This window comes from Vibrio frigidus, assembly GCF_042465995.1.
GTDB lineage: Bacteria > Pseudomonadota > Gammaproteobacteria > Enterobacterales > Vibrionaceae > Vibrio.
In genome coordinates this window covers 128,974-149,620 of record NZ_JBCDMC010000006.1, presented here as the reverse complement: position 1 = coordinate 149,620, position 20,647 = coordinate 128,974, and the positions used below count along the sequence as shown (strand labels likewise).

The 20,647-nt window shown below is 42.3% G+C and carries 17 protein-coding genes and 1 pseudogene; 14 read left to right on the top strand and 4 right to left on the bottom strand.

Features of this window, described 5'->3' with window-relative positions; all coding sequences use genetic code 11:
* The first annotated feature begins 16 nt into the window (after positions 1-16).
* Positions 17-1,660, top strand: a complete 1,644-nt coding sequence (gene pfaD / locus AACW90_RS11885) for an eicosapentaenoate synthase subunit PfaD (RefSeq protein ID WP_390234628.1) — start codon at positions 17-19, stop codon at positions 1,658-1,660.
* A 107-nt stretch (positions 1,661-1,767) separates the two neighbouring features.
* On the opposite strand, the gene AACW90_RS11880 is transcribed toward pfaD, so the two are convergent.
* Both AACW90_RS11880 and AACW90_RS11875 read right to left on the bottom strand, forming a co-directional pair.
* Positions 1,768-2,850 (bottom strand): DUF6765 family protein, encoded by a 1,083-nt coding sequence (locus tag AACW90_RS11880; protein ID WP_390234625.1) that lies wholly within the window; start codon positions 2,848-2,850, stop codon positions 1,768-1,770.
* A 127-nt stretch (positions 2,851-2,977) separates the two neighbouring features.
* Positions 2,978-3,118: a hypothetical protein gene (locus tag AACW90_RS11875; RefSeq protein WP_390234624.1), complete on the bottom strand. Its 141-nt coding sequence runs from the start codon at positions 3,116-3,118 to the stop codon at positions 2,978-2,980.
* 213 nt (positions 3,119-3,331) lie between these two features.
* Here AACW90_RS11875 and AACW90_RS11870 point away from each other — a divergent pair, with 213 nt between their 5' ends.
* From AACW90_RS11870 to AACW90_RS11835, 8 genes are read left to right on the top strand one after another with little or no spacing between them, the layout of a single operon-like run.
* Complete coding sequence (locus tag AACW90_RS11870; protein WP_390234622.1) at positions 3,332-4,555, top strand: extracellular solute-binding protein; 1,224 nt, start codon at positions 3,332-3,334, stop codon at positions 4,553-4,555.
* 54 nt (positions 4,556-4,609) lie between these two features.
* Positions 4,610-5,524, top strand: coding sequence for a carbohydrate ABC transporter permease (locus tag AACW90_RS11865; protein ID WP_390234620.1), 915 nt, complete (start codon positions 4,610-4,612; stop codon positions 5,522-5,524).
* Entirely contained in the window at positions 5,525-6,355 is an 831-nt protein-coding gene (locus AACW90_RS11860; RefSeq protein ID WP_390234618.1) for a carbohydrate ABC transporter permease, read from the top strand.
* A gap of 5 nt (positions 6,356-6,360) precedes the next feature.
* Positions 6,361-7,863, top strand: a complete 1,503-nt coding sequence (gene argH / locus AACW90_RS11855; protein ID WP_390234615.1) for an argininosuccinate lyase — start codon at positions 6,361-6,363, stop codon at positions 7,861-7,863.
* Between the two features lie 2 nt (positions 7,864-7,865).
* A complete protein-coding gene (locus tag AACW90_RS11850) occupies positions 7,866-9,002 on the top strand; it encodes an ABC transporter ATP-binding protein (RefSeq protein ID WP_390234613.1) in 1,137 nt (378 codons plus the stop codon).
* Positions 9,003-9,037: 35 nt separating this feature from the next.
* A complete protein-coding gene (locus AACW90_RS11845) occupies positions 9,038-11,488 on the top strand; it encodes a PIG-L family deacetylase (protein ID WP_390234611.1) in 2,451 nt (816 codons plus the stop codon).
* Positions 11,489-11,502: 14 nt separating this feature from the next.
* The gene (locus AACW90_RS11840) at positions 11,503-12,285 is read left to right on the top strand and encodes a GntR family transcriptional regulator (protein WP_390234609.1); all 783 of its coding nucleotides are present in this window, start codon (positions 11,503-11,505) and stop codon (positions 12,283-12,285) included.
* A gap of 41 nt (positions 12,286-12,326) precedes the next feature.
* Positions 12,327-13,202, top strand: coding sequence for a glucosamine kinase nucleotide-binding domain-containing protein (locus AACW90_RS11835; RefSeq protein WP_390234607.1), 876 nt, complete (start codon positions 12,327-12,329; stop codon positions 13,200-13,202).
* Between the two features lie 304 nt (positions 13,203-13,506).
* Here AACW90_RS11835 and AACW90_RS11830 read toward each other — a convergent pair whose 3' ends face one another.
* Positions 13,507-14,091, bottom strand: coding sequence for an FMN-dependent NADH-azoreductase (locus tag AACW90_RS11830; RefSeq protein ID WP_390234605.1), 585 nt, complete (start codon positions 14,089-14,091; stop codon positions 13,507-13,509).
* Positions 14,092-14,247: 156 nt separating this feature from the next.
* Between AACW90_RS11830 and AACW90_RS11825 the strand changes: the two genes are divergently transcribed.
* Positions 14,248-15,120, top strand: a complete 873-nt coding sequence (locus tag AACW90_RS11825) for a LysR family transcriptional regulator (RefSeq protein WP_390234603.1) — start codon at positions 14,248-14,250, stop codon at positions 15,118-15,120.
* A gap of 53 nt (positions 15,121-15,173) precedes the next feature.
* Here AACW90_RS11825 and AACW90_RS11820 read toward each other — a convergent pair whose 3' ends face one another.
* Positions 15,174-16,379 carry an aromatic amino acid transporter gene (locus AACW90_RS11820; RefSeq protein ID WP_390234601.1) on the bottom strand — a complete coding sequence of 402 codons (1,206 nt, stop codon included), beginning with the start codon at positions 16,377-16,379 and terminating at the stop codon, positions 15,174-15,176.
* A gap of 501 nt (positions 16,380-16,880) precedes the next feature.
* On the opposite strand from AACW90_RS11820, the gene AACW90_RS11815 reads away from it, so the two are divergent.
* The 4 genes and pseudogenes from AACW90_RS11815 (at position 16,881) to AACW90_RS11800 (ending at position 20,598) form a co-directional block, all read left to right on the top strand.
* A complete protein-coding gene (locus tag AACW90_RS11815; RefSeq protein ID WP_390234599.1) occupies positions 16,881-17,501 on the top strand; it encodes a PGAP1-like alpha/beta domain-containing protein in 621 nt (206 codons plus the stop codon).
* A 491-nt stretch (positions 17,502-17,992) separates the two neighbouring features.
* A pseudogene (locus tag AACW90_RS11810) lies at positions 17,993-18,328 on the top strand (L-serine ammonia-lyase, iron-sulfur-dependent, subunit alpha); the annotation flags it as partial.
* A gap of 60 nt (positions 18,329-18,388) precedes the next feature.
* Positions 18,389-18,763, top strand: a complete 375-nt coding sequence (locus AACW90_RS11805) for a RidA family protein (RefSeq protein WP_390234596.1) — start codon at positions 18,389-18,391, stop codon at positions 18,761-18,763.
* A 575-nt stretch (positions 18,764-19,338) separates the two neighbouring features.
* Entirely contained in the window at positions 19,339-20,598 is a 1,260-nt protein-coding gene (locus AACW90_RS11800) for an SLC5/6 family protein (RefSeq protein ID WP_195705036.1), read from the top strand.
* The last annotated feature ends 49 nt before the right edge of the window (positions 20,599-20,647 follow it).

The following is a 20,647-nucleotide window of genomic DNA, read 5'->3' as shown; positions in this document are numbered from 1 at the left end:
AAGGGTAAAAAAGACTATGACGACTCATCAAGCGACATTAAAAAATAAAAAACTGTCACCGTGGCCGTGGCAGATTGAAGAAAACAAAATCCATTTTTCTATTGATACGATGGCTCAGGTATTGAAAGATCTTAGTGTGGGCTGTTTTCTGGTGAATCATCCAATAAAAGGGCTGGGGATCAGTCAGAGTGCCGATATTATGTCTGGAGATGACGTCATTGCCGACAGCGCTCATCCGGTCAGTGCGTTTGCGCCGGCGCTTGGCACACAAAGCCTCGGTGACAGTGAGTTTTGTCGAGTGCATGGCGTGAAGTACGCCTACTATGCAGGTGCAATGGCGAATGGTATCTCGTCAGAAGAGTTGGTTATTGCTCTGGGTCAAGCGGGTATACTGTGTTCATTCGGTGCGGCGGGTCTTATCCCATCAAGGGTAGAACAAGCGATACACCGTATTCAAACCGCCTTACCAAATGGTCCCTATGCATTTAATCTGATACATAGCCCTAGTGAACCGGCGCTTGAGCGTGGTAGCGTAGAACTGTTCTTAAAGCATAAAGTCCGTACCGTTGAGGCCTCCGCATTTTTAGGTTTGACGCCACAGATTGTTCAATACCGTGCCGCAGGACTTAGTCGTGACGAAAAAGGTGAGATCCACATTGCGAACAAAGTCATCGCAAAGGTGAGTCGCACAGAAGTGGCACGTAAGTTTATGGCGCCAGCTCCGGTGAAAATGCTTCAAGGATTAGTGGACGAGGGTCGAATTACCGCCGAGCAAATGGAATTGGCTCAGTATGTGCCAATGGCCGATGATATTACGGCGGAATCAGATTCTGGCGGACATACTGATAATCGTCCTCTGGTTACTCTGCTACCGACCATCTTGGCGTTGAAAGAGGAGATTCAGGCCGAATACCAATTTAAAACACCACTGCGTGTTGGTTCTGGAGGTGGCATCGGTACCCCTGATGCTGCGCTAGCTGCCTTTAACATTGGGGCCGCATACATTGTGACGGGTTCAATCAATCAGGCTTGTATCGAAGCAGGCGCGAGTGAGCATACTCGTAAACTCCTTGCGACTACCGAGATGGCCGATGTTACGATGGCTCCGGCGGCGGATATGTTCGAAATGGGCGTAAAATTACAGGTTGTTAAACGTGGTACGTTGTTCCCGATGCGAGCAAATAAGTTGTATGAAATATACACTCGTTACGATTCTATCGAAGCGATTCCGGCTGATGAGCGTCATAAATTAGAAACTCAAGTTTTCCGTTCAACGCTTGATGATATTTGGGCCGGAACAGTGGCGCATTTTAACGAGAGGGATCCGAAGCAGATTGCTCGTGCTCAAGGAAACCCGAAACGAAAGATGGCGTTGATATTCCGTTGGTATCTTGGTCTTTCAAGCCGTTGGTCTAATACCGGTGAAGTTGGCCGAGAAATGGATTACCAGATATGGGCAGGTCCTGCTTTAGGGGCATTTAATGCTTGGGCAAAAGGCAGCTATCTCGATAACTACCAAGATCGTCGTGCGGTGGATCTGGCGATGCATTTGATGCACGGCGCCGCTTATTTAGCACGTGTCAACCTGTTGTCTTCACAAGGCATAAAACTCCCTATCGGCCTTGCACGCTGGAAGCCGACGGAAAAGATGGCTCAGTAACGATTCTGGGTTAATGTGTTTCAAACGCCTCTTACTTGAATAAATAGGTAAGGGGCGATTGTTCGAACAGAGGACGTCAATCTAATAACTGAATGGCCGTAGATTGTTTAAGCCACACAAATACCATATTTTGGAAGCACATCTCTTATGATATCCAGCCTGTAAGATTTCAGTGCATCATGGAAATGTTTCCAATCTGAATTGAGAAAGTTTTCGCTATAACGATAAGTAATGAGGTCGTTCGATAGTGGAGAGGCGACGGCTTTGCCTCTTGCGATCTCTTTCCAACTTCCTTTACCGCTGACGATAAACTCCAGTTTAACGGCGTCAAATCCAAATTTACCTTCTGAAATCCATTTAAGCCAGTGTTTGTGCCTAACCTCACCTTCGTCGTCTCTAAATTCTAATAATGCCTTTTTTATCAAGGCTAATTTTTCTTCTGGTATATCATTCTGGTTATCTAAATCCATGGTTCCGTCATCTTCAAGATAGCACCTGATGACCTTGTACATCTGGTTAGATGCCTTTAGAAAATCGTCCGTATTATCTCTCACAATCCGGTCGCCACTTCCGGTTTTATAATCCCATTTTATGTACGGACGATCGGGAAACGATAGTGCAGGGCCATGGCCTAACGGAGAGACGGAGGAAATCCCCCAGTTCAAAATACTGTCCTTGACTCTGTCGAGTAAACTGCCCTCATCATTGGAATTGATTTCGGTCACTTCATTGATTTTATGGCTGACTCCGGCAAAGCCATAATGCGCAAAGGTGTCCGCGTAGACATGCATGGCAATCCCCAAAATATGCAGGCCAAATGGGCTTTGGCGATATTTAGCGACAGCGCGCAGCATATCTCGAGCGACTGGGCTGTCTGGTTTGCATACTAACCTTTGGATGAACCCGCCTTCTGGAATGGATTCGCTTGTTTTGCCTTGATTACCGGGTAAGAAATGGAATGGGATCCACGCCAAATGGTTTGATAGTTCGTTGCCATTTCTGTAATCAAGCATTTTGTGGGCGGATGAAATACGGTTGAACATCGCCCCATTACTAAATCTGACTGGTTCTGAGTTTGTCGCCTCGTCAACATATTGAGCGCAATAGGCCAGTTTTTCAGCCTGTTCATGTTCCATACCCGCGAATCTTGCAACAACGTACGTTAATGTATGATGCCCATCTATTTGCATATATTTCTCAGTTATTGTTTATTTTTTATACAGTAATGGGTTGGTATATGACTTTCTCAAGCTGCGGTCACACTTCTCTAATGAAAACTGTCTTAACTTTTTGATATTTATGTTTTAAATTTCGGCGCTAAATACCGTCGATATCGACATTTCTAAAAGCATTTCTACTTGGCTCTTTTTCTCTACGGAACTCGAGAAACAGAGCCATGCAGGACGGTTCGAGGAGAATTATCAGTTCAATATAGGCGCCAATTCTTACAAACGCCATGGGTTCCTATGTGTGCATAATTTCACGATAGTATAAAAAACAACCAACTTGTGATCCGCGTTGCATTTATTTTCACGCCTCCTTGGTATTGTCGTGGTCATATCGAGAAGGCTCTGCTTTACGTTAAATGTAAGGTCTAGTCTTTACGGTGAGATGTAACGTTATAAATTGTACTACTCCCTAAAATCTATTCGGTGAAAAAGGATTATGGACATGAAAAAACACCTTTTAGCACTTGTGCTGGCTTCATTATCAACAAATAGTTTTGCTGTTGATATTGAATACTGGCAATACAAGTTCGATGCTCGCGTTAAAACTGTGGATGCTCTAATCGAGAAGTTCGAGAAGCAGAATCCAGAGATAAATGTCAAACACGTAACTTTTCCATATGCCCAATATCGTACCAAGATGGCGGCTGCAATGTCCGCAGACAAAGGCCCAGACGTACTTCAACTGTATTATGGTTGGGTGCCGGACTACTATACTTCTGGGTTGATCCAACCTTTATCTGAAAAATATATATCCAGCAAAGAGATTGATGAGCAGTTCTATTCTTTTGTTCAAGGTATGAAATACGACGGTCAGTATTACGCTGTCCCTACCGCCGTTAGAACACTTGCCCTTTTCTGGAACAAAAAACTCTTTAAAGAAGCTGGATTAACTGAGCCACCTAAAACATTAGACGAACTCGTTAGCTACAGTAAAAAACTCACTAAGAGAGATGAAAATAACAATCTATTGTCGGCTGGCCTCACTGTGGATCTAGCTGAGCAAGACCACCATTGGTGGCGAGAAGTCTTGATTCGTCAGATGGGCGGAGTTCCTTACCTTAACGATTATCAAACGACTAACTACGCCAATGAAGCCGGTGAAAAAGCCTTTGCGTTTATGACCGATCTTTTGACCAAACATGAGGTTACAACGCCTCGATTTATGGATGAAGGTCAGGCGGCGTTTAAAGCGGGTCGAGCAGCTATGCATATTGATGGGTCTTTCCGACTGTCTACCTACAATAAAGCGCGTCGTTTAGAGTGGGGTGTCGCTGAATTACCTTCCCATAATGGCATCAAATCGAACTTTTCTTCTTATTGGGTAAATGCCGTTAGCAAGAAAGCCCAAGGAGAAAGCCGTGACGCGGCTGAGAAATTTGTTGCGTTCTTAACATCGGAAGATGCGATGCAACTTTGGTTAGACAATGTGGGTGAGTTGCCTGCACGTCGAGCGGTAGCCGAAAGACCAGAGAATGTAACCCACGAGCAATATGGTCCGTTCATTAAGGGGCTTGGTTACGCTCACACGACGAAGTTCAAGTCAGAAGCGTCGCAGCGCCAAACCTTAATTAATGCCTTTGATAGTGTGGTGCTACAAGGGGTTTCAGTGAAGGATGCGCTTTTGAAAGCCTCTGCTGAAGAACAGAAGATCTTGGATAAAAAGTAATCCGCCATCATGAGTAGGTATCGTCATACCTACTCTCTCTATGGAGACGTAAATATGAATGTTGCAGAAAACGTAACACCAGTGCGGAGTGGCTTGACTATCCAGCAAAAAAAAGCCGTTTGGGCATGGCTATTTCTTACTGTGCCAATACTATTTTTTGTTGTTGTTCGTTTTTACCCAACGTTCGATTCATTCTATATTTCACTAACAGAGTGGAATATTGTTGGCGATAAATTGTATGTAGGGTTAGAAAACTACAAAAGGCTTTTTTCAGATCCTGTTTTTTGGATAGTCCTTTCAAATACCTTTGAATACTTGATATTGGGCATGCCAATATCGTTATTGTTGTCGTTCACGATTGCCTATAATCTGGATAAAATCCGTTTCGGTCATACCTTTCTTCGTGCTTGTTATTTTGTCCCATTTCTTACTACCGCCGTTGCGATGGCATGGGTCTGGCGGTGGTTTTATCAGGCTGCGCCGATCGGTTTCTTTAATAACGTTCTTATTGATCTGGGTTTACCCCAGATGCCATTCTTACAATCCACTACTCAAGCGTTGCCTTCAATACTGCTTCCTGCAATCTGGGCTGGTTTAGGTTTTCAGATTCTCATATTTATGGCTGGACTGCGTTCTGTGCCGACAAGCTATTTAGAAGCGGCGAAAATAGACGGGGCAGGTCGTTGGCAGGTATTAAAAGAGATTACTATCCCTCATCTCTGGCCAACCATCGTTTTTCTTGTGGTGATGAGTACTATTGGTTTCCTACGCATCTTCGATCAAGTATTCAATATGACTGTGGATGGTCAAGGGGGACCGGTTAACTCCGCTCGTCCTCTAGTTTTGCACATCTATCAGTCCGCTTTCGCTGATTTTGAGATGGGCTATGCTGCCGCTCAAACGGTCGTATTGTTTGTCATTTTACTGTTTATCACCTTCATCCAATTTTCACTAATGAGGAAGAAATAAATGGCCAATATAAAAACAATGCCAGACATCAAAAAAATAATCATATGGACCATTTTATTTATCGGTGCTCTAGGAATGATAGTACCATTGATATTTATGTTTTCTACCTCCCTAAAAGTGGGTGAAGAGGTATACAACCTTAGCTTGATACCAGCCGAGCCTACCCTAGAAAATTATGTTTATCTTTTTGATAATTCAGAGTTTTTCACATGGTTTTTTAATTCTTTTGTTGTGGCTATCGGGGTAACAGTAAGTGTTCTTTTTTTCGATTCGCTTATCGGTTACACATTGTGCAAATTTGATTTTCGAGGCAAGAAAATCATCTTTGTTGCCATTCTATCTACTATGATGATCCCGACTGAAATGCTCGTCATTCCTTGGTACATCATGTCCAAAAATTTCGGCTGGCTAGATACCTATTGGGGTGTCATGTTTCCAGGAATGATTTCAGGTTTTGGTGTTTTTCTAATGAAACAGTTTTTTGAAACCGTACCGGATGATTACATTCATGCGGCACGAATTGATGGACTTAGCGAATTTTCCATATGGTGGAAGGTTGCCATGCCGATGGTGGGCCCCGCTTTATCTGCATTGGCAATATTTACTTTTCTAGGAAATTGGACCGCATTTTTATGGCCGATGATCGTGAGTAATGATCCGGATCTTTATACTGTGCCTGTTGGTTTGGCTTCATTTTCTGGTGAATTCATCACGGAATGGGAAATGATTATGGCAGGTGCAAGTGTTGCAACAATACCAACGCTTTTGGTATTCATTTTATTACAGAAATATATCGTCCGTGGCGTTGTAATGGCTGGACTTAAAGGATAAATAACATGATAGATAATTCTGTATTCCCATCACCTGTTTATAAAGAAACGGTGTTGGCGCCTCTCTTTGAGGGCTCAAAAAAGCATTTTAAACAAGGGCACTTAGCGATTGACCAAGCCCACTGCATTATGTTGGTTGAGCAGGGGATTTTATCGTCTCAAGAAGGAAGTGATATTCTCAATGCGTTGGATGAAATACTGCAAGAGGTCAATTTTGATGAACTTGAGTACACGGGTGAATTTGAAGATTACTTTTTCTTTATAGAGCATTGTTTAAAGCAAAAGCTCGGTGCTGATTTAGCCGGGCGACTTCATACTGGTCGGAGCCGAAACGATATCGACCATACCTTGTTTAAGCTCAACCTCAAGCAACGCCTTTTTACGTTGGATAGCGACTTAACGCAGCTGACGGCAACACTGCTCGATGTGTGTGAGCTTAATTATGAAACCATCGTTTTAGCCTACACGCACGGTCAACCTGCCCAACCGACAACCTTTGCCCATTATCTTGCGGCCTTTGTCGAAGTGATGCACAGAGACAGACAGCGCCTATTTCATACCCTAGAGATTGTTGATCTATCGCCTATGGGTGCGGCCGCGATTACTACGTCCGGGTTTAATCTGTCTCGAGACCGAGTGGCGGAATTGTTGGGCTTTCTTAAACCTCTACAAAATTCCTATGGTTGTATTTCTTCTTGTGATTACATTACGTCAGTCTACAGTGCGCTGAAATTGCTGTTTGTCCATATCAGCCGATTTGTACAAGACATGGCTCAGTGGAGTAGCTTTGAAACCGGCCACCTATACGTTCCGAATTCACTGGTACAGATTAGTTCCATAATGCCGCAAAAGCGAAACCCAGTACCAATAGAACATATGCGTCTTATCTGTTCTAAAGGCGTTGGTCTCTGCGATACGATCGTGAACGCAATGCATAACACCCCCTTTACGGACATGAATGATAGTGAAAGCGAGACGCAACAGGTTGGGTATCAAGCCTTTGATAACAGCCACCGTTTGTTGTCTTTACTTAACACCTTTATCGGTTCGGTCAGTATCAACCAAGACAGGGTAATGGATCACCTTGATAAGAGCTGTGCCACCATTACTGAGTTAGCGGATACGTTGGTTCGCAAAGAAGCGCTGTCCTTTAGACAAGCGCATGAAGTCGTTGCGGATATTGCTAATTATGTGGTGAGACATCAGTTAAGTCTTCAGACGGTTCCGGTTGATGTGTTTTATACCTTATTTGAACAGCATATCGGTCGGCCCAGTCAACTGACGGAATCTGAGTTGCGTTTTTATGCCTCGGCAAAAAACTTTATTAACGTCCGAGAAGGATTCGGCGGACCTGCTCCAATAGCAATGAAGAAAGCAGTGTCGAGATATAGGGAAGAGTTACAGCATCTAAGTGGTCAATGGGCATCGATTCGGACGTTCAGTGTGGAAGCGGCAAAGGTGCGGTTGCAAGCCGTGAATGATTTAACGTCCAAACAGCATAGGGGATAGTCATGGCTGAAGTATTATTGAAAAACATCGCTAAATCATATGGTAAAACCGAGGTAATCAAGACTCTGGATTTGTCGATAAAAGACCGTGAGTTTATTGTTCTTGTTGGCCCTTCTGGATGCGGAAAATCAACCCTACTTAGGATGATCGCTGGCTTAGAAGAGATTACGCATGGTGAGCTGTACATTGGGAATCAATACGCAAACGAAGTTGAACCCAAAAATCGAAACATCGCGATGGTTTTTCAAAACTATGCACTTTATCCGCACCTAACCGTTAAAGACAATATGTCTTTTGGTTTGCGTGCTGCAAAAATGGATAAAGAAGAGATCGAAAGGCGGGTCGCAAACGCCGCAGATATCTTGGGTGTGACTCATTTACTCCAGCGAAAGCCATCAGAACTGTCTGGGGGGCAAAGCCAAAGGATCTCTATGGGACGAGCTATCGTTCGAGATCCCGAAGTGTTTTTATTCGATGAACCTTTGTCGAACCTAGATGCGAAACTGCGTGCCAACATGCGAGTAGAGATAAAGAAACTGCACCAGAGGGTAAAAACGACATCCATATACGTCACCCATGATCAAGTAGAAGCGATGACGCTTGCTGATCGAATTGTCATTCTTAAAGAAGGTGATATTCAGCAACTTGGCACTCCTATGGATGTATACCACACGCCAGCCAACATATTTGTTGCCACCTTTATTGGAAATCCTCCGATGAATATCCTCAGTGGCACACTTAAACGTGACACCGAAAACTGGTGTGTAGGCTTGCCTGATTGCGAAAGTATTCCATTCCAAGTGGAATACGATCTAGATGAATACAAAGACCTCGAGATTAAGCTGGGCATCCGTCCGGAAGACATTCGAGTACTTAAAGCTGACGAGCAAGCAAAGGATTATGAAAAAGTGTATTGCGCACACGCTACTGTGGTTGAACCTTTGGGTGCTGATACGACCGTATTTACAGAGGTCGCGGGTGTCGAGATAAAAGCGATAGCAGACGGTCGCCAGTTTATTCGTTCTGGAGATTCGATAAAATTAGCTTTTGATACAAGGCATTTGCATCTGTTCGATGTTGTGACAGAGACACGAATTGTAGGAACACAAAACGAGCGTGATCAAGCGGCGTTAATGTAACAAAACAGCCTAAAAGAATAGTGTGGAGAGAGATTATGCATTTAACAGGTAATAAGCGGAAAAAACCCATTTCAAATAAAGTCGGCTTCACGGCTACTGATTCACTGTGGTTACAAACGAATGCCCTCTCTGCTACGTTGACTTTTATGCAGACAGGGGCTCACCCTGACGATGAAACTTCCCCGGCTCTTGCTTACCTGGCGAGAGAAGTTGGGGTGAGAGTCGTTTACTGTTGTGCCGTTCGGGGAGAGGGTGGACAAAACAGTATTGGTCCGGAAAAAGAGACAGCCCTTGGTGTTCTGCGTACAAGAGAGATGGAACAGGCTGCCTCTAAAATTCCCATGGAGCTTTATTGGCTTAATACTGAGCTCGAAGGCTCTATTCGCGACTTTGGATTCTCAAAAAGTAAAGCGGATACATTAAAACATTGGGGCGAGGAGAGACTACTGGAATCGTTAGTACGGTCTATCAGAACGATCAAACCTAATGTGATTTGCCCTACATTTCTCGATGTAGAAGGCCAACATGGCCATCACCGAGCGGTTACGGAGGCCACGATCAAGGCGTATTCACTTGCCGCAGAAAAAACAGCCTATCCAGAGCATCTAGTACAAGGGTTAGATATTTGGCAAGCAAACCAGTTACTTCTTCCCGCTTGGGGGGGAGGAGGAACCTGCTACGATGACCAAACCCCTCCACCATCAATGGACTTTACTCTCCCGACAAATTCTATTTTAAAAAAATGGAAAATGAGTTGTTTTCAGCTTGGGGAGGAAAGCCGTCAATTCCATCAGACACAACAAATGGGGCTGGAATTAGACGCAAATATTGGAGAAAAAGCGCGCTTTCATATTGTGAGTAATTGCTTTGAGGCCAATAAAAATAGCGGCTTAGGCGGTGGTGTTCCGCTCAGTTTGTACGCTTGGGCAGAGCAGCGTCATGATCAGCCCTATGGGAAACCATTGGAGAAACTTGCTCAACAGTGTGAACAGATTAGGAATAACTACCCTGATCAGAAGCAGATGATATGCAACGTGATAACCGCCCTTGAAATAGTAGAGGAATTAGTTCCAACCGATCCCTATTTGAAAGAGCAACTGTTGATGAAAAAAACGCAGTTAACCTCTTTACTGGCGAACTTAGCCGATCTTACGTCTCGTATTGAAATGACAACGGACCTTATGTGTTGTGAGCAACTTGTTCCCTTTACATATTCAGTGCTGAATAATGGCGTGCATGCGGTAGAAGACCTAACGTTGCGGCTATTTCAACAAACTGGAGAGCTTATCTATGAAAATGCGATTGGCCTTGTTGTTCGGGATGAAACACTTACCTATAGCAGCCAATTTACAGCGCCACAGCGAGTTTTCTTCCCTTATCAACAGCGGTTTATCGAAGAATATAATTATGGATCAATATCCGGCGAAATTAGTTTTCTATTGTTAGGCGTAAGGGTCACACAGAAGATTACGATGCCTGCTACTATTGTTCGGCCCAAAGTTACTCTGCTTAGCGTAGAGCCGAACCGTTATCTCAATCTTAACAGACAGGTCGATTTCGATATTTCATTTAGACTGAGTTGCCTTGATAGCCGCATTGATTCACTTGATGTCTTGCCTACGTTACCGACAGGATGGAGATCAGAGCCTTCGAAGATAACTATCGATGTTGCGGAGTCCGCGAATCAAGACATCCATTTCAAGATAATCACGCCTGAAAGTACAGAACCTGGTCGATATGAAATCGCGGTGGAAGCAAATACTAATGCCGAGTGTTGGCGTTCAAGCTTTCAGACGATTCAATACCCCCACATTCAAGAGACAGGGTTCTCGGTGCCCACAAGGGTGGTTGTGGAAGCGGTTAAATGTGAAGTTCCAGCATCAAAAATTGGATGCTTTCTAGGGACAACGGATAACTATTTGCATCAATTGTCTTCATTGGGGTTTGAAATAGAATCAATTGATAATCTTGATATGGATACATTGAATCGAATCGATGTCTTGTTGGTTGGCAGTTGTGCCTTCGCGTCAATCAGTCGTTATCCGGCACTCAATTCGTGGGTTGAAAATGGCGGTCGTTTAATCACCTTGTATCATCGTCCTGATGATAACTGGCAACCTCCTGCGAAACTGACCATTGGATCACCTTCGATGCGTTGGCGGGTAACTCAAGCGGATAGCCCTGTTATTGTACTTCAACCGGACTCTGAGATTATGCTAGAACCCAACCTACTCACGGATAGTACGTGGCAGCATTGGCGAAAAGAACGGGGTCTTTATTTTATTAAAGAATGGGGAAGTGTGTATAAACCTTTGTTGAGAATCTTTGATGAAGACGGTACTGCATTTGATGGTATATTACTTTATGGTTGCATAGGAAAAGGGCAGCATATTCACTGTTCGTTATCTATTGGACATCAGCTTGAAAATACGATCTCAGGCGCCGCACCATTTGTCGCCAATTTACTGAATAATAAAGAAATATAAACAAGGGTTTAGTAATGGAAAAAAAGTTCAATTCAACATTACTTGATGCACTGAAAGTGGACACATCGTCCCCTGGTATGCTCTATCAGAAACTGGCCAGCAATATAAAATTGGCCATTGAGAAAGGGATCCTGTCGGAGGGAGAGTTTCTTCCACCTCAACGAAATTTGGCCTCTGATTTAGATGTTTCTCGTGTCACTGTTTCTAAAGCGATAGATGAACTCGCTAAGCAAGGTGTTGTAAAACTTATTCCGCGTCAAGGTGTTCAGATTGAACCCTACAACGACTATTCTCCTGTTCCGCCTAAATTGCATCTTTCTGATCAGTATAATTTTACCAAAGATATGCAAGCGAGAGACATGAAGCCTTCGACTCATTGGATAACAAAAGAAAACTGCCTCGCCAGTACTCAAGAAGCCCTTGCGTTGGGCATTCCTCAGAATAGTCAGGTAGGGCATTATTGGCGATTACGTTTTGCTGACGACAAACCCCTAGCGATCGAGGTTGCTTGTGTACCTTCTAGCGTCATAGCCGATAGCGGAGAAGTGGACGATTCTCTCTATGACACGTTGAAGTCTAAAGACTCTTTACCAATAAGAGCGATGCAAACCATCACCGCCCGTCCTGCGGACAAACGTACCGCTAAGTATTTAGAGGTGCCAGAAGGGAGCGCTGTTTTGTATATCGAACGTAGAGGCTTTGATAGCGTTGACCGCTGTGTTGAATATACACGCTATTGGTATCTGGGTGACCGATATTGTTTCATTGCTGATATGACGCTTGATGTAAATGAGTAGCGCGTTATTGCAAGTAAACCAGAAAGGTTAAGATAGCTATTATGACTTTGTATTTGGTTGGTGTGGATGGCGGTGGAACCTCTTGCCGAGCTCGGATTCGTACTCAAGAAGGGATCCTTGTTGGTGAAGCAAACAGTGGTAGTGCCAATATCCTGCTTGGTATTCAAGTCGCGATGAGTTCGATCATCGAATCCATCACTGAAGCGGCCTACTCTGGTGGTTTAAACGAGTCAGTTTTTCCCCAAATGCATATTGGATTGGCATTAGCAGGAGCGGAGCAAAAATCGGCTTGGCATGAATTCATGAAACAACGTCACCCTTTTGCCAGCATGACGTTAAATACCGATGCTTACGGTGCGTGTATTGGTGCCCATAATGGCGAGACCGGTGCGATCATGATCGCGGGCACTGGGTCTTGTGGTATTTTTCTTGAGAACGGAAAGCAACACGTTGTTGGAGGAAGAGAGTTTCCAATCTCAGATCAAGGGAGTGGGGCTATCATGGGTTTACATTTGATTCAAAAAACCTTGCTTGCTGAAGACGGCATTGGTGTAAAAACGCGGCTTTCGGAGCATGTTATGGCGCATTTTAATCACGATGCAGATTGTATTGTTGAATGGTCCAAAGGTGCACTTCCGTGCGATTATGGTCAGTTTTCACCTGCGATCTTTCGTTATGCCCAATCAGGCGATGAACTCGCTATCAGCCTACTAAAACAGACTGCCCGTGATATTGAAATGTTTCTTGTTGCTCTAAACAAGAAAGGCGCACGTCAGATATGCTTAATGGGGAGTATCGCAGAACGAATTAGATTCTGGCTCTCTCCACCAGTACAGCAATGGATTGTTGAGCCACAGTTTGATGCTATCGAAGGTGCGCTGATGTACGCGGGTAAAAAAGAGCACAATCTATTTTAGAAAGTGAGTGGTTTGTTAACGACGAACAGCGTTATCTAAACGTGTCATCCCGATGAAAATGGGCCTATTTTCACGAAAACCAACGTCATCCCCATGAAAATGGGGATCTAAACCCACCAAGATTCCCGTTTTCACGGGAATAACGAAGTATTTAGCACTAACCGAACAGCATTAACCATTATTAGGTGGGCTTTTTTAATGGTATGTCTAAGATTTCCCACGTTCATTTGTTCATCCAACAATTCGATCAGATAGGGCGAAAATGTCTTAACGGAGTATCCGTATTACTAATGCTATTCACTGATTATGCGAGTGCTTGTGTCATTGCTTCAATCTGATGTTGGATAGCCTGATCCTTTTCGGGGCTGTATTTGTCGGCTTTTATTATCTGAACATTGGTGACACCAATAAAGTTTAGGCAATAGGTTAGCCAAGGCGTAAGAAAGTCGTTATCGGCACCTATTTCCGTCCCTCCGGATGTGACCACAACAAACGCCTGTTTGTTTTCTAGTAAGCCAATAGGGCCACTTTCACCGTATGAAAAGGTTTCTTGTAAACGAATCAGTAGATCAAAAAAGGCCTTAAATGACGCTGGCATTGAGAAATTGTAGATAGGAATACCAATAACCCACACGTCTGCATTTTTAGCCGATTCTACGATGCTATTGGATATATTTAGGTCTAATGTTTGATCGTTAGTTCTCTCTTTCTCAGGCGTAAAATAACCTTGTATCATTGAATCTGTTAAAAAAGGCAGCCCTGTGGCAACATTTAATTTACTGATTTCAATCTCTTTTTTCATCGATAGGCTATCGATGAACTGATTAGTAATTCTTCTGCTGTGGGATTGCTCGCCTCTTCCGCTTGAATCAATGTGCCATACTTTCATTTTGTCTCTCCTTTAAGATTTTTCGAGTGCTTTCTAGCGTAATTTATTTAGTCGGTATTTTTGTCTAGGTCGCTTTGTATTTTATGGCTCAATAATAGAGTTCATATAGAATAAAAAAAGACCCAATTTTATGTTTATTTGTGCTAAATTTAGACCATGAATCATATTACGATTGAACAAATTCAATGCCTCAAAGCCCTTGTTGAACATGGGAGCTTTAATATGGCGGCTGAAAGGCAAGGCAAAGCTAAGTCAGCTCTGATCTATTCTATAAAGCGATTAGAGGAGCAACTGGGCTTTAAAGTGATTGAACGCAGTGGCTATAAAAGCCAGCTAACCGCCAAGGGCAAAGACTTTTTAGAGAGTTCAAAAAAGTTATTGATTGAATACGAACACTTGTTGATAAAATGTTCGCAGCTCGAATCGCACATTGAGTCATTTTTTCGGTTAAGTGTGTCTGGAATCTATGGGATGGACATGGTTCATCCAGTGATTGCCAACGCAATGTCAGCCTTCCCTCAAACCGAGATTCAATTAGAACGAGAAATTCTAAGTGGAGAGAAGATGCTCACAACAGGCATGGTTGATTTGGCGATTTTCGAGACAATAAAAAACAAGAAAGACCTCGATTATAAACAAATTGATGAAGTCAAAATGGTATTAACTGTCTCATCAAAGCACCCCTTTCTAAACATCCCCGCATCTAAGCGAACGATCAAAGATTTGTATAAATACCCACAAATTATTCAAAGAAGTACCCTTCCTGATAGTGACTATAGCGTTGGTGTTCACTCCGATTCATTACAATGGAAAGTCTCGGACACGCACTCGAAACGTGACATCATTGTGCATGGCCTTGGCTGGGGCCGATTGCCACTGCCATTGATTAGTGAAGATCTAGAATCAGGAAAACTGATTCAGCTTGATTGGCTAAAAGATGATGATCTGGTGCCTATTTTTATTGCGAAGCGAAAGAACAGAATAAAAGGTAAAGTGGCCGAATTTGTATGGGATTCTTTCTCAGGTTAGTTCTTCATTTGAATAGTTAAGAGAGGCTGGAATGGCCTCTCTAGATGTAGAACTTAACCCAGAGAAGGGAGGTAACCGACGGTGATCAAGAACTGAGCCGCGACGATTAATACCCCGAAAGAGGAAACCAGAGCTAATGAAATGTTTCCACCCTTCACCCTGTACGTTCCTTCATAACGGTTGTCCTTTCTTACTTTTTTTATCATCACAACCGGAAGAAATATGGCCAATACTGCGAGGGCAATAGCGGCATAACCTAGCGCCATAATAAAACCTTGTGGATAGAACAAAGCAAAACACATTGGAGGTAAAAACGTCACAAAGGCAGAAAGCACTCGATTCTGTTTGCCCGTATTTTTATTTAGTGAATCACCGAGGTATTCAAATAAACCAAGGCTTACCCCTAAGAAAGAGGTGAGTAGAGCGAGGTCAGCAAAAATCCCAATGATTTGGTTAAGCTGACTAAAGTGGATCTTGGCAGCCAAAGCAGAAATCAACGCGCTCAAACCTTTGCTTTCGGTCAGTTCCTGTTGGCTAATGACACCGAGCGTCATTATTTGCCAGAAGAGGTAAACAATCAAGGGGATGGCTGAACCTATCACCACCGCTTTTTTCAAGGCCTTAGTATCACCGTCTAGGTAATTGACAATGGCAGGAATACTTCCGTGAAAACCAAAAGAGGTAAATATCACCGGAATAGAGGCAACAATGAGCCCCTGTTGTAAAGGCATATTTAGAAGATAAGATTCGGTAACATTGGGCGCAAGGAAAAACAGTACGATAACCATTGCCACAAGTTTGGTTGCAAAGAGTACACGATTGATATGGTCAACCGTTCGGGTTCCAACCGTAACAATAAAGGCGACAATAATGGTAAAGATAACCGTTGCTATCGATCCATTTACTGCTATCCCTGTAAACTGAGAAATTCGTTCACCAAACTGAGCACCGCCCCCAGCGATATACGCCGAGCAGAGTGCATAAAACAAAAATAACATCGCAATACTGGCGATCCATTTCCCCTTATTGCCCAAAAACTGCTTGGCTAATGTGTGCAAGGTTGCATTTGAGGGCGCATGTTGATGCAGCTCTAGCATAAGTAATGCGGTGTAAGTCATCAGTAACCAAAGTACGAGCATAATGGTTAAAGAGGTTGGGAAGCCGATCCCAGCGGAAGCCAAAGGAAGAGCAAGCATCCCTGCACCTATTGTGGTACCAGCGATAATCAAGGTACTGCCTAAAATCTTGGAATTTATCATTGTATATTTTTCTTTACAATTATGAGTGTATGAATAGGTTTAAACACTAATTCTAAGCCAAACCATAGTCAGTATGAGCGATAGTGAGGGATTGTGTAGCATATACGATAAGAGTTCAAAGGAAAGTGTAAAATATTTAATTGGTTGGTGTATGTATTTATTTACAAAATAATGAGCGGTCAAATTTGCTATGGTTTTGACAAGCGATTGATGACCTCTAACATCGCTAATGGCTGTACCATATTATGAACAACAACCAATAAACCGAGTTGGCGTTCCATCCATTTTGATTACTTAGCATATAATTCCTTTTCCAATTACGATGATGTCTTCGTTCTTGATGCCGTACTATTCATAGATTCTCTAAAAATTCAATGAAGACACATCTTTAATTTGGCAGATTTGCTGTAGGCGTGACGAAGGTGGAATTAGTAAAGTATTGATTTTATTGAGCCGTATGTGAGATCATTTGAGTTCATGACAATGATGAGGAAGATTACAATGCAGAAGATTATAATCTTGCATGGTTTATTTATGCATGGACTGGTGATGAAGCCGTTGTCAAAAAGATTGCAAAGGGAGGGCTTTGAAGTTGAGATAATCAACTATAACAGCCGAAGTATTAATGTCGACCATTTGTTCAGGAAGATAGAAAGGGCCCTACATCCATCAAAATCTAATATCATAGTAGGACATTCGTTAGGTGGGTTGTTAGCCTTGTCGTTTTTAGAGAGTAAAAAACCTAGCTACGACTCCATTTCGCACTTAGTCACGCTTGCTAGTCCTCTGAATGGTTCTTCTATCGCGCAACGGTTAGTTGAACTTAATTGTAGTAGGATACTGGGAAATTCGATTCAATATGGCTTGGAGCCAACTAACAGAGTTTGGTGCGGAGACCAAAAGGTGGGTTCTATTGCTGGCAATCTTCCTTTGGGGATTAGATCCGTTTTACTAAGGGACAAAGAGATGTCCGATGGTACGGTCACCATTAGTGAAACTAAGTTGCAAGGTATGACAGACCATGTAATGTTGGAAAGCAGCCATACCAGTATCATTTATAGCTCGAAAACGGTAAAGCAAATAAAAGCGTTCGTTCAACAGGACAAATTTATTCATCAATAAACCACGACGACACACCCTTAATTTTTCTTGTTCTCATGCGCCTGCTTGACAGTGCGTGTGTTATTTAAAAGGTACCACGCATAGCATATACGCCACTCGATTTATCCCACTTCCTATCAAGTCCATAATCAATAACAAATACGTTTAACGAAAGAGAAAACCATGAGATCACACAATGTGATCTACCTCTCAAACAGACTACTTGCCTATTAATGGATAGAATTTTTTTCTCCATATACTCTTATCTAAAGCAAAGAAAGAAAAAATCATCTCCATGAATAGTCGTATATTACTCCTATAAATTATGAAACAGAATTAGTCGGAAAGACGTGAACCCCGCTCTTGGTTGTACAGAGCCCGTATCTGTCGCTCTTGCCGCTTCTATTGCAATGGAAAAACGGTCAGGTTTACCAGATAGCATCTCTGTTTTAGTCTCTCCAAATCTAATGAAAAATGACATGGGAGTTAGTATACCCGGCACTGTAATGGTTGGGCTAGCTACCGCATCTATGGGCGCTGCCGCGGGTATGACATGGTCGTTGGGGGGTAACTTCGAAAAAGCCAGTCACTCTATCTGTAGCATGATTGGCGACATACCTGGAATGATTTGTGATAGTGCCTAGACAAGCTTTTCGATGAAATTGTCTTCCTTTGTTAGTGCGGCATTAAAAGTCGCATTGATGGCATTAGACGATATTAGAGTGACTGGAAACGAAGGTATTGTTGCGTGTGATGTAGATGAGTCCATTAGGAATTTGTCTGCACTTGCTAATGGCTCTATGACTCAAGTCGACACGCAAATACTCGACATTATGGTCAGAAAATAGCACCAAGCTAAAGCGGCCCCAATTTTACTTATCTCAATACTATAACCAAGAAGAAAATAAATGAACGAGACTATTTTTACTCATGATGCACCAGTTGCAGTCGGCCCTTATGTGCAAGCAAAACTCACCGACACAACATTATATACATCAGGCCAACTACCAATTAATCCTAATACCGGAAAAATGCCGGAAGATGTCGGGGAGCAAACCCGTCAATCATTATTAAATGTTGAAGCAATATTAAAGCAAGCGGGATTGGATAAAACGAATATTGTTAAAACAACCGTATTTGTGAAAGATCTAAATGATTTTTCAATTATCAATAATGCTTACGCGGAGTTTTTTGGGGAAAATTGCCCGGCACGAAGTTGTGTAGAAGTAGCTAGACTACCTCTGGATGCTAAAGTTGAAATAGAGGTAGTTGCTACAAAATAAATAATTAGGTGCAATATTGTCTACTAATATTGAAGGCTTGATAATACGTTGTCTGATCTCAATGTTATTCATTAACATTGAGATTTTACGACTTAACGTTCCAATGTGTACACCCCTCCTAAAAGAATTGCATTTCCAATAGTCACAATTCTCTCTAAATATAGCATCCAAAATCAAAAATCCTGCAAAAATAAATATTTGTGATATAAATCACCATATATAAATTTTAAGGCAGTGTTATCTATTGTCCAATGTGAGATCTTAAGCACATTAGTGAGCCGCAAGGTTTTCTTGTTTGTTATTTTAAATCAATACAAAGAATTATAGTTATGTATTTATCGACTAGTGAAAATAATTTTCTCCCTCGAGCCGTTTTGGTGGAAAATTTGAAATTTTTTTCTCTAAAAATAGGCGTATTCTTCCTTCCGTTATCTAAATAAGAGCAATAAAATCAAGTACAAAAGTTTATTGCTTACTAATAAAAATCGAACCTTTCGGAGTCTACAATGACGGATATTATTAATACTGGATCGGATGCCTCAACCAGTAACAAAGAACCACATGAAATCGCAGGAATGACCATTCAAGAATGGAAGAACGCAACTAAGTTTGACAGCGTTGATATTGGTTGGATTGTTATGAGCATTGGTATGGCAATAGGAGCGGGTATCGTATTTCTGCCAGTACAAGTAGGTGTCATGGGGTTATGGGTTTTCCTGCTATCTTCTGTTATCGGCTATCCAGCAATGTATCTTTTCCAAAAACTTTTCATTAATACATTGGCTGAGTCAAAAGAATGTACCGATTATCCAGGTGTTATAACAGGATACTTAGGTAAAAACTGGGGCATGTTGTTAGGTGCGCTATATTTTGTCATGTTAGTCATTTGGGTGTTGGTGTACTCGCTAGCCGTTACCAACGACAGTTCCTCGTATCTACATTCGTTTGGTGTTACTGAAGGTCATTTAAACGACAATGTGTTCTACGGTTTAGCGTTGATCTGCGTGCTATCTTTTATTGGCTCTAAAGGTGAAAAATTACTATTTAAACTATCAGGAGTTATGGCTGTAACCGTTTTATCATTAGTGGCGGTAATGGGAGTGCTCTTAATGGCAAGATGGGACATGGCAAATGTACCAGATTTTGGTCATTGGGGTTCTATGCTCAAAGATGCAATTATCACGTTACCATTCACTCTAACGTCAATTCTATTTATTCAATCTCTTAGCCCAATGGTAATCTCTTACCGCTCTCATGAAAAATCAATTGAAGTTGCGCGCTATAAAGCATCTAGAGCGATGAAAATTGCCTTCACAATTTTGTTCGTGGTTGTTTTCTTCTTTGCCGTTTCTTTTACGTTAGCAATCAGTCAAGAGCAAGCAGCGCAAGCGATGCACCAAAATATCTCTGCATTGGCTATTATTGCTCAATATTTCCCAGGCAGCTGGGCAACAGTTGCAGGAATAATTATTAACATTTTCGCGGTCGTAACTTCTTTTTTTGGTGTGTTTTTAGCGTTTAAAGAAGCGTGTACTGGTTTAGCTATGAATATGTTATTGCGCAACCGCGATGAATCTAGCATTAACAAAGACTTAATCAGTAAATTAGTTGTCGTTTTCATTATTCTATTGGCGTGGAGCGCAATCGCAATTAATGCGCCTATCTTATCATTTACATCAATCTGCAGCCCCGTGTTTGGATTGGTTGGCTGTCTTATCCCTGCATACTTGGTTTATAAAGTGCCACACCTTGCAAAATACAAAGGTTGGGCAACTAACCTTATAATTATCACTGGCATTTTATTGTGTGTTTCACCAATACTTGCATTTATCTAATCCTATCAATTAGTTAACAGTGATTTTTAAGCCAGCGGTATAATATCGC